Annotated in this window: 22 protein-coding genes; 9 read left to right on the top strand and 13 right to left on the bottom strand. The window is 42.4% G+C overall.

The features are described from left to right. Positions 1 to 119 precede the first annotated feature (119 nt). The 4 genes from G7092_RS27140 to aat all read right to left on the bottom strand — a co-directional run bounded on the left by G7092_RS27140 (position 120) and on the right by aat (position 3,798). A complete protein-coding gene (locus tag G7092_RS27140; RefSeq protein WP_235953952.1) occupies positions 120 to 1,874 on the bottom strand; it encodes a S41 family peptidase in 1,755 nt (584 codons plus the stop codon). 53 nt (positions 1,875 to 1,927) lie between these two features. Continuing rightward, positions 1,928 to 2,143, bottom strand: a complete 216-nt coding sequence (locus tag G7092_RS27135; RefSeq protein WP_076373854.1) for a hypothetical protein — start codon at positions 2,141 to 2,143, stop codon at positions 1,928 to 1,930. A 383-nt stretch (positions 2,144 to 2,526) separates the two neighbouring features. Beyond that, entirely contained in the window at positions 2,527 to 3,105 is a 579-nt protein-coding gene (ruvC, locus tag G7092_RS27130; protein WP_166094791.1) for a crossover junction endodeoxyribonuclease RuvC, read from the bottom strand. A gap of 57 nt (positions 3,106 to 3,162) precedes the next feature. Further along, positions 3,163 to 3,798: a leucyl/phenylalanyl-tRNA--protein transferase gene (aat, locus tag G7092_RS27125; RefSeq protein ID WP_166094790.1), complete on the bottom strand. Its 636-nt coding sequence runs from the start codon at positions 3,796 to 3,798 to the stop codon at positions 3,163 to 3,165. A 213-nt stretch (positions 3,799 to 4,011) separates the two neighbouring features. On the opposite strand from aat, the gene hflX reads away from it, so the two are divergent. Then, positions 4,012 to 5,196, top strand: coding sequence for a GTPase HflX (gene hflX, locus G7092_RS27120; RefSeq protein WP_166094789.1), 1,185 nt, complete (start codon positions 4,012 to 4,014; stop codon positions 5,194 to 5,196). 186 nt (positions 5,197 to 5,382) lie between these two features. Here hflX and G7092_RS27115 read toward each other — a convergent pair whose 3' ends face one another. From G7092_RS27115 to mqnB, 6 genes are all read right to left on the bottom strand, one after another. Further along, positions 5,383 to 6,570 (bottom strand): hypothetical protein, encoded by a 1,188-nt coding sequence (locus G7092_RS27115; protein ID WP_166094788.1) that lies wholly within the window; start codon positions 6,568 to 6,570, stop codon positions 5,383 to 5,385. Positions 6,571 to 6,645: 75 nt separating this feature from the next. Continuing rightward, entirely contained in the window at positions 6,646 to 7,533 is an 888-nt protein-coding gene (locus tag G7092_RS27110; protein ID WP_166094787.1) for an alpha/beta fold hydrolase, read from the bottom strand. Between the two features lie 219 nt (positions 7,534 to 7,752). Beyond that, the gene (locus tag G7092_RS27105) at positions 7,753 to 8,247 is read right to left on the bottom strand and encodes an SRPBCC family protein (RefSeq protein WP_166094785.1); all 495 of its coding nucleotides are present in this window, start codon (positions 8,245 to 8,247) and stop codon (positions 7,753 to 7,755) included. 26 nt (positions 8,248 to 8,273) lie between these two features. Beyond that, the gene (locus G7092_RS27100) at positions 8,274 to 8,618 is read right to left on the bottom strand and encodes an ArsR/SmtB family transcription factor (protein WP_166094784.1); all 345 of its coding nucleotides are present in this window, start codon (positions 8,616 to 8,618) and stop codon (positions 8,274 to 8,276) included. A gap of 246 nt (positions 8,619 to 8,864) precedes the next feature. Then, positions 8,865 to 9,728, bottom strand: coding sequence for a menaquinone biosynthesis family protein (locus G7092_RS27095; RefSeq protein WP_166094783.1), 864 nt, complete (start codon positions 9,726 to 9,728; stop codon positions 8,865 to 8,867). A 91-nt stretch (positions 9,729 to 9,819) separates the two neighbouring features. Then, the gene (gene mqnB / locus G7092_RS27090) at positions 9,820 to 10,440 is read right to left on the bottom strand and encodes a futalosine hydrolase (RefSeq protein WP_166094781.1); all 621 of its coding nucleotides are present in this window, start codon (positions 10,438 to 10,440) and stop codon (positions 9,820 to 9,822) included. A gap of 75 nt (positions 10,441 to 10,515) precedes the next feature. Between mqnB and G7092_RS27085 the strand changes: the two genes are divergently transcribed. The 4 genes from G7092_RS27085 to G7092_RS27070 all read left to right on the top strand — a co-directional run bounded on the left by G7092_RS27085 (position 10,516) and on the right by G7092_RS27070 (position 16,439). Beyond that, positions 10,516 to 10,932: a 6-pyruvoyl trahydropterin synthase family protein gene (locus G7092_RS27085; RefSeq protein WP_166095546.1), complete on the top strand. Its 417-nt coding sequence runs from the start codon at positions 10,516 to 10,518 to the stop codon at positions 10,930 to 10,932. A gap of 9 nt (positions 10,933 to 10,941) precedes the next feature. Then, positions 10,942 to 11,586, top strand: coding sequence for a GTP cyclohydrolase I FolE (gene folE / locus G7092_RS27080; protein ID WP_166094780.1), 645 nt, complete (start codon positions 10,942 to 10,944; stop codon positions 11,584 to 11,586). A gap of 113 nt (positions 11,587 to 11,699) precedes the next feature. Further along, on the top strand, positions 11,700 to 12,584 hold the full coding sequence (fabD, locus tag G7092_RS27075) for an ACP S-malonyltransferase (RefSeq protein WP_166094778.1): 885 nt from the start codon (positions 11,700 to 11,702) through the stop codon (positions 12,582 to 12,584). A 123-nt stretch (positions 12,585 to 12,707) separates the two neighbouring features. After that, on the top strand, positions 12,708 to 16,439 hold the full coding sequence (locus G7092_RS27070) for a sensor histidine kinase (RefSeq protein ID WP_166094776.1): 3,732 nt from the start codon (positions 12,708 to 12,710) through the stop codon (positions 16,437 to 16,439). Between the two features lie 72 nt (positions 16,440 to 16,511). On the opposite strand, the gene G7092_RS27065 is transcribed toward G7092_RS27070, so the two are convergent. Beyond that, positions 16,512 to 17,069 carry a YfiT family bacillithiol transferase gene (locus G7092_RS27065; protein ID WP_166094774.1) on the bottom strand — a complete coding sequence of 186 codons (558 nt, stop codon included), beginning with the start codon at positions 17,067 to 17,069 and terminating at the stop codon, positions 16,512 to 16,514. A gap of 90 nt (positions 17,070 to 17,159) precedes the next feature. Here G7092_RS27065 and G7092_RS27060 point away from each other — a divergent pair, with 90 nt between their 5' ends. Next, a complete protein-coding gene (locus tag G7092_RS27060) occupies positions 17,160 to 18,986 on the top strand; it encodes an FAD-dependent oxidoreductase (RefSeq protein ID WP_166094771.1) in 1,827 nt (608 codons plus the stop codon). A gap of 412 nt (positions 18,987 to 19,398) precedes the next feature. Here G7092_RS27060 and G7092_RS27055 read toward each other — a convergent pair whose 3' ends face one another. Further along, complete coding sequence (locus G7092_RS27055; RefSeq protein ID WP_166094769.1) at positions 19,399 to 19,914, bottom strand: GNAT family N-acetyltransferase; 516 nt, start codon at positions 19,912 to 19,914, stop codon at positions 19,399 to 19,401. Between the two features lie 88 nt (positions 19,915 to 20,002). Here G7092_RS27055 and G7092_RS27050 point away from each other — a divergent pair, with 88 nt between their 5' ends. Beyond that, positions 20,003 to 22,369, top strand: coding sequence for a S9 family peptidase (locus G7092_RS27050; protein WP_166094767.1), 2,367 nt, complete (start codon positions 20,003 to 20,005; stop codon positions 22,367 to 22,369). Between the two features lies 1 nt (position 22,370). Here the strand turns inward: G7092_RS27050 and G7092_RS27045 are convergent, their stop codons facing one another. Continuing rightward, the gene (locus tag G7092_RS27045) at positions 22,371 to 22,700 is read right to left on the bottom strand and encodes a DUF2185 domain-containing protein (RefSeq protein WP_166094765.1); all 330 of its coding nucleotides are present in this window, start codon (positions 22,698 to 22,700) and stop codon (positions 22,371 to 22,373) included. A 46-nt stretch (positions 22,701 to 22,746) separates the two neighbouring features. Between G7092_RS27045 and G7092_RS27040 the strand changes: the two genes are divergently transcribed. Both G7092_RS27040 and rimP read left to right on the top strand, forming a co-directional pair. After that, complete coding sequence (locus tag G7092_RS27040; RefSeq protein ID WP_166094763.1) at positions 22,747 to 23,160, top strand: hypothetical protein; 414 nt, start codon at positions 22,747 to 22,749, stop codon at positions 23,158 to 23,160. Positions 23,161 to 23,293: 133 nt separating this feature from the next. Beyond that, a complete protein-coding gene (gene rimP, locus G7092_RS27035) occupies positions 23,294 to 23,758 on the top strand; it encodes a ribosome assembly cofactor RimP (protein WP_166094761.1) in 465 nt (154 codons plus the stop codon). Positions 23,759 to 23,760 lie beyond the last annotated feature (2 nt).

Genomic DNA, 23,760 nt, shown 5'->3' with positions numbered 1-23,760 from the left:
TGTTTTTGTGTTGGTTGTATGTATGACAACCAGCTTAAACAAAAGTTTAGCCAACAGCTGTATTGCGGGGTAACTAATCAGTTACAAATATGTAATTTATTGATATTTAGCAGATTGTGCTATTGCTCGTCGTCTGAGTCTTTATCCGCAGCCTTTTTTCCGGCCATTGCCAGTACGGGTTTTCCAATCACTTTGTAGTTGCCTTCACCCTTTAATATCGACGCGATCTGCGCCTTATCCTGCATGGTTTTTACCGCCTGGGCCAGCTCTTTATCGTATTTGAAATTGGTTTCGTAACGCCCCCGTTCAAAATAATAGCGGGAAGCTATTTCGTTTTCCAATACCTGTTTTATTTCGGCTTTATGCTGCTGCAGATCGTTCTTTTTGCTGGTCAGTAGTTTTGCCTTTAAAATATCATATTCACCCTGGATGTCACCAAACTGCTTTTCTTTGGTGGCTTCCGTTTTTAAACTGCTCAATACTTTCTCGGCAGAGGTGGTATAGCTGTAATTCTTATCGGCCAGGTATTTTACAAAATCATTGTAATCAGCATCAGATAAGCTAAACTCTTTTGGTTCGGCTATTTTAGCGTGCGTGTCGCGGTAAACGGTGGCGTAATCAAATATCAGCAGCTTACCTACCAGTGCCTGGGTTACATTGGCAAATTTTTCCTGTTTGATAAAAATATCCGGGTAAATGCCGCTGCCATCAAAAACCGACCGGCCATTTTTTGTTTTAAACTCATGGATCAATGAATCCGCTACTTTTACCACGCTGCCATCATCTTTGCGGTGTGTATAATCCAGGGCCTGTATACAACGGCCCGACGGCACATAGTATTTGGCAATGGTTATTTTAACCAGGCTGTTATAAGGCAGGTTAAAGGTTTGCTGTACCAGACCTTTACCATAACTGCGCTGCCCAATGATAATAGCGCGGTCAAGATCCTGCAGAGAGCCGGCTACAATTTCTGATGCCGAGGCAGAGTGACTGTTTACCAGCACTACCAGGGGCAGATTAGGCTCTAACGGTGTACTTACTGTACTATAGGTAAAGTTTTTATCCTTGATCTTTCCTTTTTGCGATACTACTTCTACATCTTTCTGTACAAACAGGTTCACGATTTTTACTGCTTCCTGTAGTATACCCCCTCCGTTTGAGCGCAGATCTAATATAATACCGTTTGGATTGCTCTTTTTTAGTGTCACCAGCGCGTTGGTAACCTCGGCTGCTGAATTTTCCAGGAATTTATCCAGTTTGATATAGCCCATGTTACCCTCAACCATACCAAAATAGGATACGTTGGGCTGCTTGATTTCATCACGGATCAGGTTCTTTTCAAAAGGTTGCGGTGTATTATCGCGTTTGAGCAGCAATTTGATGGGCGCCCCTTTTGAACCTTTGAGCAGCAGGCTTACCTGGTCGTTATTTTTTCCTGTAAGATCAATGTCATTTATTTTCAGAATCTGGTCGCCGGGGTGTATATCGGCCTTCTGAGCCGGAAAACCAGAGAAAACATCAGATACATATACCTTGCCATTGCGTGCAAAAATGCTGGAACCGATACCCCCGTACTGGGTGCTTACATAATGCAGCTTATAATCTTCAATTTCCGATTCGGGAACAAATTCGGTGTATGGGTCGAGCCCGTCGAGCATGGCATCAACACCTGTTTTTACCAGTTTTGCCGAATTGATGTTGTCTACGTAGTTGATATTCACCTCTTTATAAACCGAGGCAAAAACATCCAGATTTTTCGATATCTGGAACAGGTCGTCATTAAAAGCCAGTCCACCGCCTGCCAGTAATGCTATACCGGCAAATAAACCTATCTTTTTATATCTTTTATTGATCGCCATACCCAGTTTCTTCATTAAGCCTATAAAAATACAAAAAAGCTTATTGTTTTTTACAAACCGGGTCTTATTTACAGCCTGTTATTGTCAATATTTACCAAAGCCTTTTTCAAAGTGAATACCACATACTTGCGGTCGCGGTTCACCAAGTCCATTAATTTGGTTATCAGGCTTTCTTCCTGGCCTTCGGCGTATTGCAATTGCTCGTCGGTAAGGTGGTTATATTTGCGTTGTACTTTTATTTTGATGCGCTCCCAATCCTTGTTGGTGATACTGATCTCAGCCATGACTAATTATTTTCAGCAAAAATATAAAAAATACATCGCCGCGGTATTTTAAAATATCAGCAGTATTACAGATGGTTCAAAAAAACTTTTTAAACCTTGAATTTTAACAAATTTCAGATCGAAAACAGCGTAAAAACGGCTCAAAATTCGTTCAAAACCATCTATTTTAACACTTTTTAACAAATTTTAGCCGGGTTTTGAGGCGTTTTTAAAACTTTAAAAAGTATTAAATAATTGATTTTCAAATAACTAGATGTAAAACGGTTGGTTTTGGCCCTTCTTTTCTTTAAACTAAACAGCCCGGGTGTCTGTTTATAAAACATCCGGGCTGTTGGTTGATATAAATATACGAAAATTTAAGCGTATGTGGAAATGCTGCAGATCTACTTCACAATTCTTTTCACGTTATCCTTTACAAAAGTGTCCCAGCCGGAGTATGATTTTTTACTGCCGGTTTTGCTGCCTGTGGATATGCGCTGAAAGGAGTGGCAAACGGCCACGGCCAGTCCGTCGGTAGCATCCAGAAAATCCGGGGTTTCTTTAAAGCTGAGCAGGTTTTGCAGCATGGCGGCAACCTGTTCCTTTGTGGCATTGCCATTACCGGTGATGGATTGTTTTATTTTACGGGGCGCATATTCGGTAATATCAATACTGCGCGATAATGCTGCAGCCATGGCCACCCCCTGTGCACGGCCCAGTTTGAGCATCACCTGTATGTTTTTACCATAGAAAGGGGCCTCAATAGCCAGGCAATCGGGTTTGTAATTATCAATAAGGGCAACGGTTTTTTCGAATATACGCTGCAGTTTAAGCATATGATCGTCCAGCTTTTCCATTTTCACTACGCCCAGGGCCAGGAGTTCTATTTTGGGTCCGGTTTCTTTAACCAGTCCATAGCCCATTACGGCGGTGCCGGGATCGATGCCTAAAATGATACGTTCTTTGGTGTTTACTTGCTGCACGTTTCAAAGGTAGTTATATCGCAGCTAAAAGCCGAAGGCAGAAAGCTGAAAGCTTTTTTAATTGGGGGAGTTTAAAACAGCCATGTACTGCTCCCTGCTGATCATCCGGGCGCCCATTGATTCCATGTGATCTGTGTGTACCTGGCAATCTACGAGTTTGTAGAGACCGCTTTGGCATACATGGATAAGCGCCGTTTTGGAGGCATTACTTACTTTGCTAAACATACTTTCGCCGCAAAAAATATCGCCTACCTGTACGCCGTAAATGCCACCAACTAATTCCTGCTCCTGCCAAACTTCAACCGAATGGGCATAACCTTCGGCATGTAACTGATTATAGGCGGCCTTCATATCGTCGGTGATCCAGGTACCATCCTGTCCTTCACGCGGAACGGTGGAGCAGGCCGTGATCACCTCATTAAAACAGGTATCGGCGGTAACGCTGAACCTGCCTGAGTTGAGCACCCGGCGCATAGACCGGGATATATTGAGCTCTTGCGGATAAAGCACAAAACGTTCATGCGGCGAATACCACAAGATGGGCGTATCGTCACTATACCAGGGGAAGATGCCGTTTTGATAGGCCAGCAGCAGGCGCCGGGTCGATAAATCGCCGCCTACAGCTAAAAGCCCGTCTGGTTCGGCCAGAGCGGGCTCAGGAAATACTAAACGTTTATCGAGCCTGAATATCATCAGGCGCAAATTTAAGCTTTTATCGATCCCTTATCATATGGATGGAAGTATCATGAAAATTTACATGTAATGTTTTGAAAGGCTGGTGCGTAAAATAAATAAGAATATAATTTATATATTGCTTTACTGTAATTTTGGCATCAGCAAAATAAAGGTTGTGCTTAAATGAATGCCATTTGCTGAAATGGCATTTGGATTGATATACTGTAATTAATGAAACAAAAATTTTACGATACTGCTGTGAAGCAGGAAAAAGCTGTTTTGGTTGGTGTAATGACACCGCACGTAACCGATGAGCAGGAGAAGGAGTATTTAGAGGAACTGGAATTTTTGGTGGCCACTGCCGGTGGCGAAACAGTAACGAGTTTTACCCAAAAACTGCAACGCCCGGACAGGGCAACTTTTGTAGGCTCTGGTAAACTGGAAGATATTAAAGCCTTTGTTATTGAAGAGGAGATTGATATGGTGGTTTTTGACGACGAGCTGTCGCCATCGCAAATGCGTAATATTGAACGGGAATTGCAGGTGAAAATATTGGATCGTAATAACCTGATACTGGATATTTTTGCCAACCGGGCACAAACCGCCCAGGCTAAAACCCAGGTAGAGCTGGCTCAGCTGCAATACCTGTTGCCCCGCCTTACCCGTTTATGGACGCACCTTGAGCGCCAGAAAGGTGGTATTGGTATGCGTGGTCCGGGTGAATCACAAATTGAGACCGACAGGCGTTTGATCCTGAATAAAATATCATTGCTGAAAGAAAAGCTAAAGCAAATAGATAAACAGAACGAAACACAGCGCAAAAACCGTAACCAGATGGTGCGTGCCGCTTTGGTGGGGTATACCAACGTGGGCAAATCAACCATCATGAACATGATATCCAAATCGGATGTATTTGCCGAGAATAAGCTGTTTGCTACGCTGGATACTACTGTACGGAAAGTGGTGATTGAAAATGTGCCTTTCCTGTTATCGGATACGGTTGGGTTTATCCGCAAGCTGCCTCACCATTTGGTGGAGTGCTTTAAATCGACCCTGGATGAGGTGCGCGAAGCTGATATCCTGGTACATGTGGTGGATGTATCGCATCCGAACTTTGAAGACCAGATACGTACCGTTAACGAAACCCTGAAAGATATCGGCGCTATTGATAAAAAGATGATCACGGTGTTTAATAAGATAGATGCTTTTAAACCCGAAGAACACCAGTTGGAGCCACAAGCCGAGCCACTTACACTAGAGGATTTTAAACATAGCTGGATGGCGAAGAATAACAGCCCGGCGATATTTATATCGGCTACTAAAAAAGAGAATGTCGACGAATTCAGGGATCTGTTGTATAACGAAGTGAAAGCCATACATACCGAAAGATATCCGTATGATCAGTTGTTGTATTGAGGGCCCCCTAACCCCCTGAAGGGGGAACTTTGGATGAAATTGAGTCATGCCGAATTTATTTCGGCATCTCATGAGCAGGAATAAAACATATTGCTCACCTATCCTGTGGAATCCTGAAACAAGTCCACTGTTGTCCGTGAGAAATAAAACAAAAGAGCCGTGCTTATGCGGCTCTTTTGTTATCCCTTAGGAATTTTCCCTGTATTTTATGTTTGCTAATTTATTAGGTTTTAGGTATAGGTAGTCGTTTTTGAAATCGAGTATCATGTTAAATCGTTTCAAAAATTCATTACCAAAGTTATTGATCTCAAAACCTGCCGGGTTTTTGCTGCCTAAAATAAGTGTGGGTATGTTGTTTAATTCAAAACTATTAATGGTTAACAGCGGTGCAAGCACCACTTTTGTTTCAAATGCTACCCCTTTAGGATTGTGCAATACCAGCGATTTGATTAGTTTTAAGTTTCTGGGAAAGTTTTGTTTACTTATCCAGGCGCTATCTAAAATAATGGCTGTATTTGAACCTGTGTCGAATAAAAAATCGCCAAAATACTTTTTCTTCTCTATTTCAAAATTCGCTTTTGCAATAACAAAAGAATGAACAATCTGCAGTTTTGACCTCACGTACCCTTTGGGGATCTTGATTGGTTTGGAGTGGATAATCAAAAAATGGAGATCATAATTAACTTCGACGGTTTTGCTCTCAAATAAATTCCAGCCGAAACGCCCATCCATATCATGGGCCGTTATGTCTGTGGGGGCAACTTCAGGATTAGTCCAGGTCAGATTTCCCATTTGTAATTTGAACACCTTATTTAACTTGTTGTAGTTGGGCGCTGTTTTACCCGCCAAAGCATCGGGCTGGTTAGATAGCAGTTTGGTTTTTTTGAAGATAGCATCCTTTGTTAACCTGAAATTCCAGGAGCCGGTATCAAAATGCAGGTTTAAGGTATCGGTATTATTAACAATGGTTTTTACACAAATAACATCATTGCCGACTAAGGTAAACGAGATGCTATCATGCCTGGCCATATTATTTTCTGAGTTATTTTCAGGGGGGATGGCACTTGCAATTTGTGTATAGCAGGAGTCTTTACCATTGAGCACTATCACAAAGTTGAATTGAGTGCCGGGTTTTACTTTTACCCTGATGGAGTCGATATCGGTATAAAAAGTAACCCATTTGGTTTTTCTTGTTCTTTCGACAGTAAAAACATCCGGCCTGATCTTTGGTGAAAGTACCCAGGCATTTTTATCTAAATAACCCCCATCATTGATATCCACATTTTTTGAAGTTGCTTTGATGACCGGCAGTTTTGATTGAGAAAATCCCGTTTGAACCCCCAGAAACAGGATAAAGAAAAGAAGGTGTTTCATTTATAGTCTTTTATAGATCTACAAGATACATCATTCTGACTTGTTAAAAACGAAAACCTAATCAAAAGGGCGCTATTAGTGAGTTTTAATATCCGCAATGGCTTTATCTAAAAGGGTATTGAATTCCCGCGGTTTTTCGATCATCGGGAAATGCCCGGTGGCATGGATATACAATAACTTGAAGGGGATCTGATTACTTGCCAGATGTGTGGTGTCGGTAGGTTCTACATCGCTATTGATGAGGTATAGCTTTGTTTTAGCCGCTTTTAGCTTTGCTATTTCGTTAAAGTCGCCATTATCTTCCATGCAGGCCGCGGCAATTGAGGTGTCAACATGGGCAACGTCATTAAGTACCCGGGTTTTAACTGCTGCGGTAGTTGTGGTATAAAAAAGGGATTGGTTAAAATATTCGAAAGCTATTTTTTTGAAGTGATGTTTCAGTGAATCTATAGCTGTTGCATAATCCTTTTTTTCTTTTGCTGACTGAGGTGCACTTTCCTTTACATTCTTGAAAACATCTACCACCACCAGACCGATCACCTGTTTCGGATTATCAACAGCAGCTTGTAATACAATATCACCCGACATAGAGTGGCCGATCAGTATTACTTTTTTCAAATCCAGTTGTTTAATTACCGAATCAACATCACGGCTAAATGTCAGCGTATTCCAGTTGTTACGGTTTTTGCCCGATTCGCCAAAGCCTGGAAGATCAATAGCTATCACCCGGTATTTCTTTCCAAAATAAGTGGCTTGATTGGTCCAGTAAGATTTGTTGATGCACCAGCCGTGTACAAAAAGTAAAGCAGTATCATTTTTGCCGGTATCTGTATAAGCTATATTGACGCCATTATCATGAATAGCCATTTTAGCGTTTGATCCGGGACTTTTAGATGTACCGTTACAGGATAACAGCATTCCTGATAAAACAATGCTTGTTAGCAGGTAGAACAATGGCTTCATAGTATGGCGTGGTTAATCACTGCAAAATACCATTGTTTTTGCTGATAAAGTAATTGTAAACAGGGATTTAACTTTATTTAACAGGTGCTGTTACTTACAACGAATCTACCTCATGTCATTGCGAGGAGGAACGACGAAGCAATCTCCTCGCGTTCTTATGGATAGGAATAGCTACGAGATTGCTTCGTCGTTCCTCCTCGCAATGGCATATATCTTCTATCAGGCTGCAACGGTAGCCAGCAACTCCTCTAGCCGCGCGTGCGAGTCAAGAACTCCTTGCTCCATGCCTGATTGCAGCATGCCATCGCGATCAGCAACTGATTGAAATACAGATTGCGTGACTATTCTTGTCCGGTTATTGGCTAAGGCTTCGAATTTTGTAGTTTCCAGTACCACATGGCCTGCTTCTGGTAATCCCTCGAATTCAAATGTTTGAATGATGCGTTCAGGAGCGGTGCTTTCATGACAAACGCCATGAAAACCATATTCGTTGCCGGCCGGATCGGTATGGATATAACGATAGGAGCCGCCTGCTTTGGCTTCGTATTTTTCTATCCGCATGGTGAGATTACACTGACCGCCCAGCCATTGTACTACCAATTCCGGATCGGTAAATGCTTTAAACACCAGCTCGCGCGGAGCATCAAATTCGCGGGTAATAAAAATTTCCTGTTTGCCGGGTACGGCGTTGATGGTGGTTTTATTCTTTTCCATTTTTTTAGTTTTTAATTGTTGCCTTTTTATTTTTTATCATTTGAATCATTTTCCTTTTGCATACGCGCCAGCAGATCATCCATTTTATTAAACTGTTCTTCCTTGTTTCTACGGTATGGCTCTATCCATTGTGCCACCTCGTTCAAGGGCTCAAGCCTCACTTCGCAATACCGTTCCCTTCCGTTTTTCTTAACATCTATCAAACCACATTCTATCAGTATCTTGATGTGTTGTGATATGGCAGGACGACTAACCTCAAAGTTGTCGGCAATGGCGTTTAGGTTCAGTGGCTGCTGAGCAATCAGGTTAATGATCTGGCGGCGTGTAGGGTCGGCTATGGCCTGGAATACGTCTCTTCTGGTACTTGTCATAATGTGTAAGCGTTTGCTTACTCAAATATATATGTAAGTATTTACTTACGCAAATTTTATTTCAAATTTTTTTGAGAGAGAGAAAACAGAAGGGGTGCTGAAGATTGGCGTTTTTAGGCTGATAAGCAATGACGCATAAGGGGTTGTCATGCTGAGCTTGTCGAAGCATGGTGGGCAGGCCTTTACGCGCGATCCTTCGACAAGCTCAGGATGACCACCCATTTATGAGCAGGTAAAATTCCCCCTTCAGGGGGTTAGGGGGCTCAAAAACAATTCCTCCTTTATCTGCGGGATCGTATTGTTTTTAAGCGCTGTATCAAAAAGAAGGTTAATGGCTTTGCGGCCTTCTTCGCCCAGGTCAATGGAATATTTATTTACGTAAAGGTCGATGTGTTTGTACATCACTTCTTCACTCATTTCCTGGGCATGCGAGCGGATAAATTCCAGGCCCGATTTTGGATTAGCGAAAGCAAATTCTACTGATTTGCGCAGTACCCGGTTTAATTTATGCTGAACATCAACAGGTAAATTACGGTTGGCTACAATACCACCCAGCGGTATGGCACAGCCGGTTTGTTTTTCCCAATAATCGCCCAGGTCGAGGATCTTTTTTAAACCTTTTTCCTGGTAAGTAAAGCGGTTTTCATGAATGATTAAACCTACGTCGACACGACCTTCCAATACCGCATTTTCAATATCCGAAAACACCAGCTCCACCTTATTGGTAGCATTTGGAAATGCATAGCTTAACAAAAAGTTAGCCGTGGTGTATTTGCCGGGAATGCCGATAGTGAGTGGTGAGTTGGGAGTAGTGAGTTGTGCGTGGAGTTGTTCTGGATCATTTTTGCATATAAGCATGGGGCCTACACCATAGCCCAGTGCGCTACCTGAGTCGAGCAGGACATATTTATCGGCTACGTAGGCAAAGGCATGGTAGCTAAGTTTGGTTACATCCAGTTCGCCGCGGAAGGCTTTCTGGTTCAGGGTTTCTACATCGTCATAAAAAACCTCAAATTCCAGGCCTTCGGTATCAATTTTATGATGTATCAGCGCGTCGAAAATAAAAGTATCGTTGGGGCAGGGCGAAAAGCCGAGTGTTAGTTTAGTCATGGTAGATTTTTTATTGGAGTAAAGATTTTTGGAACAAAGAGTAAGGATCTTTTCTTTAATCCTTGTTCCTTGCTCTTCTCATCCTTGCTCCCTAATTATTAATGATCCGGTTAACCAGCTCGATGGCAAAGTTATTCAGATTTTTAATGGCAAGTTGTATGTCCCAGTTGTCGCGGTTACGTTTTTCTACATAATTTGACACTGACCTGATCTGCAGGCAGGGCGTATTGAACTGGCGGCAGGCATAAAAAAAGGCTGCACCTTCCATCGTCTCTATCTGCGGGTTTAATCTCCGTTGTATTTTTTGGATGGATTCTTCGTTGCCGTGAACGGTATTTACGGTAATGGCTTTTGCTTTGGCCAGGTAAAGGCTGCTGCAAACCTGCTCCAGGGTAGTTGTTGGTTTAAATGTATTTTCGCCAAAGCCCAAGGTAGTAATGGGTATAAATTCCTGATCGTCCTCGGCGCCTGTTTCGGCAAAGGTATCTTCGGTAATCTCCACTACATAGCCTGGGGTAATACTACGATCGAAACTGCCGGCAATCCCCAGGTTAATCACCAGATCATATTTATGCATATTAAACTGGCGGCCAAGGGCAAAGGCAGTGGGCACCATACCGGCGCCGGTTATCAGTACATCAAGCTTATTTCCAAAACTGTTTACTAAAGGTTCAACCTCAAAAGAGGTGGCTGCTACAATTAATATGAGCATATTGCTTTTTTTGACTGCTAAGATAAAACAACTCGGCTATTTTTGTTTTGTATATTTGCACCCACAAATATTATGATGATACATATTACGCGCAAGGAACATTTTAATGCCGCTCACCGGATGTACCGTGAGGAATGGAGCGCTGAAAAAAACTTTGAGGTATTTGGCAAGTGTGCCAACCCCAACTGGCATGGACATAATTACAATCTGTTTGTAACTGTTAAAGGCGAAGTTACGCATGCTACAGGTTACCTGATAGATCTGAAAGAACTCAAAACCATCATTAACGATTATGTGATTGAAAAGCTCGATCATAAGAACATCAATAAAGATGTACCTTTTATGGAAGGTAAAATGGCATCAACAGAGTTATTGTGTATTGAGATATTTAACCAGCTTAAAGCGCCTATTGAAGCATACGAGGGTGTTTTTTTACACTCGGTTAGATTGTATGAAACCGAAAACAATTCTGCCGAGTATTTTGGCGGATAATTTGATAACATGATAGATAAAGAGCACCTCCCTCATCGCGATGATGATGACGATCTGGATGGATATACCAAGGTTGATCGTTATAACCCAACGCTGATCAAAAATCTTTCTGGTAATTACCTCGATGTTTTAAAGCAAATTGGCGAAAACCCTGAGCGCGAAGGATTGTTAAAAACTCCTGAGCGTATGGCTAAGGCTATGCTGTATTTAACTCATGGCTATGATCTGGATGCTAAAGAGATCCTGAACTCGGCTATGTTTAAAGAGGATTACAGCCAGATGGTGATCGTGAAGGATATTGAAGTATACTCCATGTGCGAGCACCACATGCTGCCTTTTTTTGGTAAGGCGCACATTGCCTATATTCCAAACGGCTATGTGGTTGGCCTGAGCAAAATACCGCGTATTGTTGATGTTTTTGCCCGCCGTTTGCAGGTACAAGAGCGTTTAACCAACGAGATACGTGATTGTATTCAGGATACCCTGAACCCAATTGGTGTAGGGGTGGTTATTGAATGCCGCCACTTATGTATGAGCATGCGCGGTGTACAAAAACAAAACTCGGTAACTACCACATCGGCATTTACCGGCGAGTTTTTAAAAGAGAAGACCCGTACCGAATTTTTAAATTTGATATCAGCCAAATTGGGTTAAGCCCGGGATGAGAAGCAAGAGATAAGAATCAAGAACCAAGAGAAGATAAAAACAGGAGATCGGGAATGGATAAAATAAATCCGAAATCGAACATCCGACATCCGAAATAAAAAATGAAAGCATATATTTTTCCGGGACAAGGGTCCCAGTTTCCAGGTATGGGTAAAGATCTGTATGAACAATCAGAAAAGGCCCGTGCATTATTTGAAAAAGCAAACGAAATACTGGGGTTCCGTATCACTGATGTGATGTTTGACGGCACCGCCGAAGACCTGGTGCAAACCAATGTTACCCAGCCGGCTATATTTTTACATTCGGTTATTTTAGCCGCCGTTTTAGGTGATGATTTTAAACCAGAGATGGTTGCCGGTCATTCCCTGGGCGAATTTTCTGCTTTAGTAGCTGCAGGGGCACTATCATTTGAAGACGGTTTACGTTTGGTAGCGGCACGTGCCAACGCTATGCAAAAAGCCTGCGAGCTGCAGCCATCAACCATGGCGGCTATTTTGGGCTTGGATGATTTTACGGTAGAAGACGTTTGCCAGCGGGCAGCCGGTGTAGTGGTTACCGCTAATTATAACTGCCCAGGGCAACTGGTCATTTCGGGTAGTATAGAAGGTATTGACGAAGCTTGTGAAAAATTACTTGCAGCCGGTGCTAAAAGGGCATTAAAACTTAAGGTTGGCGGTGCATTCCACTCCCCGCTGATGGAATCGGCAAGGGTAGAGCTGGAGGCAGCTATTGTTGCTACCGAGATCAAAGAGCCCATTTGCCCGGTATATCAAAATATTGATGCCAAGCCTTACACAGATACGGCATCCATTAAACAAAATTTAATAGCCCAGCTTACCGGTGCGGTAAGATGGACGCAAACAGTAAAGCACATGCTGGAAGATGGAGCAACGTCATTTACCGAAGTAGGGCCGGGCAAAGTGCTGCAGGGACTGGTAAAAAAGGTAGATATGGCGGTACCGACCAGCAGCGCGGTTTTACAATAAATATTTTAGTATCAAGTAGCGAGTATCAAGTATCAAGATTTTTTTACCTACTCTAAATACCGTATTTAGAAGTCTTGATACTTGATACTCGCTACTTGATACTAACTAAAACATACAGCAAATTTGACTACCTCGGGAAAAATACGCTTGTTGCTTACCTTAATAGGCCTTAGTTTATTAATTACAGCTATTATTGTTCAAAAAGAGTATACCCCGGTAAATAACCTGGTAAAGGCCGGCACCACGCTGGAAGAAAGCCTGCACAAAAAAGAGGCTTATGTAAATGAGCTGATCAATAATAAATTAAATTTCAGATTGTTAAAGTACCTGCCTGATAATGAGCAGGATGCCCTTGATGATATTAATGATATTACGGTTAATCACCGTATATTGTTTATAACACTAAAAAACAATAATTTACGGTTTTGGAGCGGTATCAGGGTTATTCCTGATAACCTTGGAGCTATAAAAGAAGGCTACTCCTTTATCAGGCAACCCAACGGTTACTACGAAACGATAAGAAAAACCAAAGGCGATTTTTCTGTTATCTTTTTTATTCCGGTAAAGATCAATTATGCATTTGAAAACCAGTATCTGCAAAATACCTTTGATAAAGACCTGGTTAAATATAATAATGTTGAAATAGCCGATTTTGCCGACAAGAATATCTATGAGGTACACAGCAGCAATCACAGCTATTTATTCTCCATAAAATTAAAGGCTAATAGTATTAATTATGCCTTTGTTTATTACGAGCTGGTATTTTGGATATTAACCGTTATAGTGCTTTGTGTTTTGATGCACAAGGTGTGTAATTACGTAGCCTTAAAGGGGCATGCCGTGTTATCTATCATACTGCTGGCAGCTTTTATAGTATTGTTCAGATATATTAACCTGCATTATAACCTGCCCGATTTTGCTTATTCGCTATCTGTATTTAATCCAATATATTATGCATCCAGTGTAGTATATCCCTCTCTGGGCGATTTTTGTATCAATATCCTGTGCATATGCTGGTTTGTTACTTTTATATACCTGCAGCGGCGTAGGTTATTTACAATTGTGCCCGGTAAAACAATAGGTTACTTTATTGTTATAGCCTGTATATTAATACTTATAGCCAGCTCAACGTTACTTTTAAAGTTGTTTTATGGATTGATCATCAATTCAAAAATAAGTTTTAACGTCAATAATGTGCTCAGCCTTTCGGGCTTTAGCATGCTTGGGGTAATAATGCTGTGCTTTAGCTTCCTGGTCTTTTATCTTATTGATGAGATCATTCTTTCTATCTGCCTAAAGCTGTCGGTACCCCGCTCACACCAGTTATTTCTGCTATTGTTGGGCGTAGTTGTTACAACAGTGGTATTTGCCCTGTACCGGGAATATACATCGTTTTATCTTTTGTGGTGCATCCTGGTCATTATCCGGGCTTATGGGCATTTATTTCATAAAGAACGGCTTAATGGCACAACGCTCCTGGCTATTATATTGATATGTGCCCTTATTTCGGCTATTAAGCTTAACCAGTTTGAAAATGTAAAGGAACGGGAAACCCGCAAAGCGCTGGTCCAGAAACTAGAAATTCCGGATGATGCTACAGCCGATTATATCTTCAAAAAAATAGAAGGACAGATCATTGCCGATACTGCTATCAAGGCCTATTTTAACCCAAAGGCGGTGCACAATAAGGAATTTTTGAAAACCCGTTTTCAGAAATTATATTTTGATGGCTATTTGTCCAAATATGAATTTAAAGTACATGAATATAACGAGCTGGAACAGCCTTTATCAGACGATAATTATGCTTTAAATGTATTTAAGGACCTGGTGCAATACAGCTCATTTAAAGTATCGGATTACTTTTATCGCGAAAATGAGTCGTTCGGGTTTCAAAATTACTTTGCCATTTTACCCGTTAATGGAGGCGGTAAACAATTAGGCACGCTGATCATCGAATTAAAATCAAAACCATTGCAACCATCCGGTACTTTTCCGGAACTGCTGGTTGACGGACATATTAAACCGGAAGATGAGTTTAAGGATTATTCCTATGCGTTTTATATTGATAATAAGCTGCTGAGCCAAAAGGGCAATTATGTTTATACGCTTAATAATACCGAATTTCAAGGGGTTATTAAAAAGTATATCATTAAAACCACCCGCAGTACTAATGCCGATTGGTATGATAGCTTTACAACTTACAGCCATTTAATATATAAGCCCAGTAACCGCAATTTGATAGTAGTAAGTAAGGAAGAGAATCCTTTATATAACGGGATCACTTCTGTTACTTTCTTTTTTGTGGTATTGCTGATGTTTAGCGCGGTTATTTTAATCATTCGCTGGTTACGGATGCGTGTAAGGCTCTGGAGCATCAATGATCATGAATTGAAATGGGGCTTCAAAATAAACTTCGACAGGATATTATACCGCACCCGTATCCAGTTCTCGATGGTATTTGCTGTAATGATTACCCTGCTGATGGTTGGTTTTATCACTTTTATATCCATCAGCACACAATATCATACCCAGCAGGACAAAATGATCCGTGATAAGATAACCCGTATAGTTACGGCTTTTGAAAGCGGCGTATTCAACAAATATATTTATAGTGTTAACGAAGAAAGCCAGGTGAGCTTTAATGAGCTGGCCAATAACTACTCAACCGATCTTACTTTATTTGACACTAATGGAGTACCATTGGTAACTACCCAGCCCAAAATTTACGAATACGGATTAACGGCTAAAAGGATGAATGCCAAGGCTTTTATTTACCTGAGCAAACTGCAAAAATCGGAGTTTGTGAATGAAGAGAAAATAGGAGGGTTGAGTTATAAAGCGGCCTATGCGCCTATCATCAGTTCAAATAAAACCATTGCGTATATCCAGTTGCCCTATTTTTCGAACGAGGCGGATTACCGGGAGCGCATCAGTGCTTTGCTCAATGTAATGATCAATGTGTATGCGGTAGTGTTTTTGGCTATCGGCCTGTTTGCGGTTATTATAGCCCGGCAAATAACGGCACCTCTTACTTTTATACAGGAAAGCTTAAGTAAAACCATATACGGTAAAAAGAATGAGCATATCAAATGGGCGCGAAATGACGAGATTGGAGCATTGATAACGGAGTACAATAAAATGATATCGGCACTGGAGAACAGTGCGCATCGTTTGGCCCAGTCAGAAAGGGAAAGCGCCTGGCGCGAAATGGCTAAACAGGTGGCCCATGAAATTAAAAATCCGCTGACTCCATTAAAATTGGGCTTGCAGCTGCTGGATAAATCATGGAAGGATAAGGACCCCAAGTTTGATCAGAAGTTTGAGCGTTTCAGTAAATCATTTGTTGAGCAAATAGAAAGTTTGTCGTCCATCGCGTCGGAGTTTTCGGCATTTGCCAAAATGCCCGATACCCGTATTGAGCAGATCAATATTTTTGAAATGCTGGGGCAGGCGGTTACTATCTTTAAGCAAATGGATAATATCCATATTGCCTATCAGTCGCCCGAAACCCCGTTTATCATCAATGCCGACCGCGACCAACTGCTGCGCTGTTTTAATAACCTGCTCAAAAATGCTATTGAAGCAACCCCACCAGACAGGCAGGGAGTTATTGATATCAATTACCTGGTAACCAGTAAAAACGTGCTGCTTACTATTAAAGATAATGGTAATGGTATCCCCGAGCACATGCGCGAAAAGATATTTGAACCCAACTTTACCACCAAAAGCTCGGGTACGGGTTTGGGATTGGCATTTGTTAAAAATTCCATCGAAAACGCCAACGGTAAAATCTGGTTCGAAACAACCATTGGCAGCGGTACCTCTTTTTATTTGAGTTTCCCGGCAGCAGTTTAGTATTTTAGGTGAAAGGTCAAAGGGATAAAGGTGAAAGGTTTTCCCTTTTCTCTGCCCTTTAATCTTTGACCTTTATCCTTTCACCTTTTCCCTTTCGCCTCTTCCGGCAAATTTCTTCACTGTTTCCGTAACATGGGCCAGGTGGTGGTTGCTGTGCCAGGCATACGTTCCAAGACATTTAACGAGCGAAATAGTGTCACCAGATGCCGGGTGAACAAAAGTGCGGATCCATTCGTTTTCGGTAAAGCTTTCAAACAGGGCCACCATGTGCTGATGGATGCCTTCCAACATTTTCAAGGACGGCTCAACTGGCAGGCGATAGTCGGGCAGCAGTGCCCAGTCAGCCTCTTCGTATGGTTTTATCACCGGGTTGTTTTCGGTTAAAGCCAGTTTAATGCGGGTAATAGAATTCATATGGCTATCGGCCAGGTGGTGTATTACCTGGCGTAATGTCCACCCGCCGGTACGGTAAGGTGTGTCCAGTTCCTGGTAGTTAAGACCGGCAATGGCATGTCTTAATTTACCGGGCAGGGTTCTGATATCATCTATCCATTCGCGGATGTCTTCGTTGGTATATGACGCTGGTGGCGTAAATTTCCCGATAGGGAATTTCATTTGTTCGTCTGTCATGGGCTTTAAAAAAAATTTAATTTAGGTATAATTTAAAACTACCACAAGCTTTTGCCCTAATTTAGCGTTTTGTACCTATTTAATAAACCGATGGTTAAAAAGATATTGTTAGTACTCCTGCTTTTAAATGCCTCATTTTCATATGCGCAAACCATCAAAACCGATATATTGGTGATAGGTGGCGGAGCTGCCGGAACCGCGGCTGCCATACAGGGAGCACGAAGCAAATTAAAGACTTTATTGGTTGAACCCGGTCCATGGTTGGGCGGCAGCATGACCGCCGCCGGCATGTGCGTAGTAGAGGGCAACAGGAATTTACCATCGGGTATCTGGGGCGAATTCCGCAGGCATGTACGTGATTTTTATAAGAACAGGCTGGGTTATGATACCACTTACAACGCTACCCTGCGTTTTGAGCCCTATACCGGTGCTGCCATCCTCAAAAAAATGACCGATACGGTTAAAAACCTCAGTGTAAAATTAAATACTCCTTTTACCGCCATTGAAAAGGATGGCACAGGCTGGCAGGTAAGCATTACCGAAAATAACAGAACCACCACTATAAAAGCCAAAGTAGTAATTGATGCCACCGAAACCGGCGATGTAGCAGCTAAGGCAGGTGAGGTGCTGGTATCAGGTTTTGACAGTGCACAGGATACCGGCGAAAGTTTGGCTCCTGCTACAGCCTTGCCGCGTATTCAGGATATTACCTGGATAGCCATTGTAAAAGATTTTGGAAAAACAGCCAATAAAACTATGGCTAAACCGCAAGGTTACGACGCAGCTGAGTATGCCTGTTTAAAAGAAAAAAATATCAGCAAAATGCTGAACGATGGCAGGCTCCCAAATGATAAATACATGATCAAATGGGCAGGCTGCGGAAATCAATATCCAACTACTGCAGATGACCTGAAACCGGCCAATCGCGATGCTTTTTATGCTAAAGCCCGCCTGCATACTTTAGGCCTGATCTATTATCTGCAAACAGAACTGGGCTTTAAAAACCTGGGACTGGATGATGAATATCCAACGCCAGATCATCTGCCTTATCTTCCCTATATCCGGGAAGCCGGCAGGGCAAAAGGACTGGTGCGCATGACACTGAGCGATTTGTATCAACCTTATGATCGGCAGGCGAAATTATACCGTACGGCTATAGCCGTTGGCGACGCCACACCGGGACAGCATTACGGAGAGGGTACTGCGCCTAAAACCGATTATCCGCCATTTATGGCCTACAGTATTCCCTTGGGTTCCATTGTACTTAAGGATGTGGACAATCTGCTGGTTACAGAAAAAGCGCTGTCGGTATCACACCTGGTTAATGCCAGCAGTATGTACCCGTCTGTTCAAATGTGCATAGGGCAGGGAGCGGGAGCGACTGCTGCTTTTTGTGCTTTTTTTAAAACCACAACCAAAAAACTAAATGTGCGGATAATACAGGGTGAGTTGCTTGATTTTAAAGCCTGGTTATTACCTTTTACAGATATCAAACCCAATGATCCTTATTTCAGGTCGATGCAGCAAATTGGGGCTACGGGTTTGCTTAAAGGGATATCAAAGATAAGCGGCAACAGTGCGCAGTTGCTATTCATGCCCGATTCTGTAGTGAGCACCGCCGAAGTAGAACCTTTTTTTAAAGAGATATATGCCCGTGCTTTTTTATGGTTCAATAAAGAAAAACCGGGCGAAAAATTTACACAGGGAAACCTCTTGTCGTTCATCAGCGAAATCACATTGACCGAACCTAAAACCCTGCAGATAAGTATGCAGAAAGCCTGGAAAACGCAGTATAAATTCAACTCTGATTTTGATCTGAACCGAGCGGTAACCCGGCGCGAGTTTGCTGTTTTGGCTAATAAATTTTTAAACCCATTTGCCCGTACGGTTGATCTTTCCGGGCGGATGGTGAATTAAGGAAAGAAAGACTGAAAGCCACGTCATTATGGTCCCCTCCGGGTCTCCTGAAAGGGACCCGGAGGTTGCTGATTAGTCTATAACTCAGGGTCCTCTGCGAGAGACCCTGAGTGGACAAAAGATGAATAAATAATTTAGAAAAGGGCTGTCACCCTGAGCTCCGTCGAAGGGTAGAGCGCAGAGGCCCACCCACCATGCTTCGACGGAGCTCAGCATGACAGCCTTTTTGTCCCAGTCTGATCCCGCGCTAGAGACTTTAGTAGACAAAAAAGTGGGTTTACATGGTTTACACATTTTATAATTAGAATTTTTTTATCTAATTGATAATGAGTATTTTGAATGTATTTTTGTTGCCATATTAGCGAATTTGTGTTAACCCACTTAGAGGCAGGTATTCCATGTTGTTAAATTATTAGGGCTTCAAAATAGCATACATATGCTTATCCATTACTACACCCTTTTTAATAAGTGCATTACGCATAACACCCTCTTTAACATAGCCCGCCTTTTCCAGCACCCGCATAGATGCGGTATTTTTGCCGAATACGCCTGCCTGCACACGAATGACGCCTAAGTTTTCAAAAGCATAACGGGTAAGCAGTTGCACAGCTTCGGTAATAATGCCCCGGCCCCAGTAAGGTTCGGCAAGCCAGTAGCCTATTTCGGCCCCATTGTGGTTGGCATCAACCTTCAGATCCAGGGCAATACCGCCGCAAACCTGGCCGTCGATAGCTATGGCGAAATTGGTTTGAGTGGCTTGTTTTTTCATAAAGGTCACCCAGGTAATGGCATCACTGAGGGAATAAGGATAGGGAAAGCGATCCAGTAAAAAGGCAGATACTTTTGGGTTATCCGCGTGTTTTTGCAATGATTCTTCATCGCCATCAAACCATCCCCTTAAAGTAAACGTAGAGCCCTGTAATTCCATTTTGTAACAATAAAATGTTTAAAAATAGCAATGATAACCGAAACTGCTAAATTGCAGACATTTTAAGGCGTTTTGCCATACTGTCTACATGAAAAAACTGATCACTTTACTGCTTATAGCTAACACTGCAGGTGCGTTTGCCCAAAAACTGGATACGCTGACCGTTGAAAAGATCATGCGCGATCCGAAATGGATAGGCATATCACCATCCAACATCCGCTGGAGCGACGACAGTAAAAAGATCTATTTTAAATGGAACCCCGGTCATGATGAGGTAGACGCCTTATATGCTATTGCTACCGGCAATAACACACCTCAAAAAGTAAGTATAGCAGAACAGCGCGGGTTAACGGCCCCTGATGGAGAGTGGAATAAAAGCCATACGCAGAAAGTTTTTGAAAAAAACGGCGATCTGTTTTTGGCTGATATAAAAAGCGGGAAGGTTATCCAATTAACCAATACCGAGCAGCGCGAGGACGATCCCATTTTCAGCGGGGATGAGCGGGAGATCATATATAAGCAAAACAATAATCTTTTTGCCTTGAAACTCAATGGCGGGCAGTTAAAGCAACTAACCAATTTTGTGCGTTCGCCGGAAAAAAAGAAAGATGCTGAAACGCTGAATGCCGAGCAATCCTGGCTCAAAAAACAACAACTGGAGCTTTTTGACATCATCAAAAAAGAAGCGAAAGAAGATAAATTGGATTCGGCCCAAACCGCAAACCTGGAGCCCCAGCAATTAAAAGAACTGGTTACGGCCGGTGATCGTGTGGGTTTGGTAAAAATAAGTCCGGATGGTAAGTACGTTACCTATCGTTTAACCAGGGCTGCCGATGGTGTAAAAAATGCTATCGTTCCCAATTATGTAACGGCATCCGGTTTTACGGAGGATATCCCAAATCGATCCAAAGTTGGCCGGCCGTCATCCACCTCAAAAATGTTTGTGTTTGATACCCGCCGGCAGGCTGTTTACCCGGTGCTTACCCAGGACATCCCGGGCATTAAAGATTTGCCCGATTATCTGAAAGATTATCCAACGGAACTGGCCGAGCGCAAAAAAGCGAATGCCGACAGACAAGTAGATATAGAAGGACCTTTCTGGAGTGCAGATGGTAAAAATGCGGTTGTGGTGATCAGCGCGCAGGATAATAAGGACAGATGGATTATGCGCCTTGAACCGGTAACGGGCAAATTAACCCTGCTCGACCGTCAGCGTGATGAGGCCTGGATCGGTGGTCCGGGGATTGAAACCGGCGCTGCGGGTAATGTGGGCTTTACAGATGATACGCATTTTTATTTCCAGAGCGAAGCCAGTGGCTACTCGCATATTTATCTGGTTGATGTGGTGAGCGGCGCAAAAAAACAGCTGACCAACGGCAAATGGGAGGTACAGACGCTGCAATTATCAAACGATAAAAAGACATTTTACTTTACCGCGAATATAGAGCATCCGGGTATTACGCATTTTTACAGCATCCCGGTAAGCGGCGGCAAACCGGTAAAAATAACCGGAATGAAAGGTGGTAACGAGGTAACACTGTCGCCCGATGAAAAGTGGCTGGCTATCCGTTATTCTTATTCCAACAAACCCTGGGAGCTGTATCTGCAACCGAACAAACCAGGAGCAAAAGCAGTACAGATAACACATTCCGTTTCGGCAGAATTTAATTCCTATCCATGGCGCGATCCCGAGATCATCACCTTTAAAAATCGTTACGGAGCTGATGTTTATGCGCGTCAATATCTGCCCAAAAAGGCAGATCCGGCTAAACCCGCAGTAATTTTTGTGCATGGTGCCGGTTATCTGCAGGAGGTTACTTATTCCTGGAGCTATTACTTCCGCGAGTTTATGTTCAATAATATGCTGGCCGATAATGGGTATACCGTATTGGATATTGATTATACCGCTAGTGCGGGTTACGGTCGCGACTGGCGTACGGGCATTTATCGCCACATGGGTGGTAAAGATCTGACTGATCAGGTTGACGGGGTAAAATACCTGGTTGAAAAATTTGGTGTTAATCCTAAGCACGTAGGTTTATATGGCGGGTCATATGGTGGTTTTATTACCCTGATGGGTATGTTTACCGAACCCGATGTTTTTGTCGCCGGCGGCGCCATTAGATCGGTAACCGATTGGGCACATTATAACCATGGGTATACATCCAATATTTTAAATGAACCTTTTACTGATGAACAGGCTTACCGTAAAAGCTCGCCCATTTATTTTGCCAATGGCCTGAAAGGCAACCTGCTGATGCTACATGGGATGATAGATCAGAATGTGAATTATCAGGACATTATCCGGCTTACACAAAAACTCATTGAGCTGCATAAAGAGAACTGGGAACTGGCATCGTACCCCGTAGAGGATCATGGCTTTGAACAACCCAGCAGTTGGACGGATGAGTACAAGCGTATATTTAAGCTATTTGAGCAAACGCTGAAAAAGTGATTTAACCAGGAATGATTTGAAATTCATCTGTTCCCTCTATTCTTTCCAACTCCGTTCCAATAGGAAGATTTAGATATGGAATTATAGCTCTGTCGTAATTGGCAATGGTGTTTACATCGTAGATCATTATGTTGTCCGGATCGTCGACATAGTCCTGATCTTCTGTGCCCGAAAAGAATCGCCAACCGCTATCATGCTCGAAGTCTGATTCTTCACGATACATGTATATCACCTTGAGGCCGTCGACGGTGATTTTGTCGGTAGCCATACACCCACCCATTCGAGGTATAAGGTCTATGATCTGATCGGCTCTGAGTTTGAAATTTTTCATTGCGTAGCTCAAGTTCTGTTAAATTTGTAATATTCTACAAGTAAATATGAAAAAATTATGGTTCCTTCCGGTTCTTTTCTGCATAAGCTGTAGCAATACATCCAAATCTCCCGTAATCCATATCGTTAAGATTGACAAGGAGCGTTCTGTTAAAATAAGTGGTTTAGATGTAGCCGTAATACAGGATATTGCCCGTGATTCGTCTGGAGCAAACTGGCAGGGGTTAATACCGGTATATAAAATGCCGGTTGATACGGAAATGAAGAATTATCAGCCCATGCAGCCCGGTACATACCATATAGCCGATGATGCCGTTATTTTTACGCCAGATACGCCGTTTGTAAGTCATCAAACTTATTTTGTAAGGTATTATAAATTCGATTCTGGTAACAAGCTCACGGATTTTATCGGTGGGCGCAACCGACCGGGTAGTTTACACTACATAGATTTAACATTTTAAGCAATAAACTGCTGCGAATTGCTTGAAAATCAAATAATATTATGTATATTTGCACCTAATTAATAAAAGAGGGGGCGATTTGTCCCCTCTTTTATTTTATCAATCAAATTATCAATCAAAATACCGGAGGGTAATGAATATTGAAAAAAGAGTAAGAGAGCTGGTTGAGGAGAAGATAGCCGATAAACCGAATCTGTTTATAGTGGACATCAAGATGCACTCGAACGGAAAGCTGATAGTGCTGGTAGATGGTGATAACGGCCTGGGGATTGATGATTGTGTGCAGATAAGCAGGCATGTAGGCTTCCACCTGGAAGAGGAAAATGTGATTGAAACCGCATACAACCTGGAAGTATCATCACCGGGAATTGATTTCCCGCTATCGTCGGCCAGGCAATACGCCAAAAATATTGGTCGTACGGTAGGCATTAAGATGGCCGACGGAACCAAAAGAGAAGGGACACTGACAGCCATAACGGAAGATGCCGTTATTATTGAAGAAAAAGTAAAAGAAAAAGGGAAAAAAGCCGAAACTGTTGAAAGCGTGATCCCTATGGATAAAATAACAGAGACAAAAGTTTTAATATCATTCAAGTAGAA

The sequence above is a fragment of the Mucilaginibacter inviolabilis genome (genome assembly GCF_011089895.1).
Taxonomy (GTDB): Bacteria; Bacteroidota; Bacteroidia; order Sphingobacteriales; family Sphingobacteriaceae; genus Mucilaginibacter; species Mucilaginibacter inviolabilis.
This window is presented reverse-complemented; position numbering and strand designations above follow the sequence as displayed.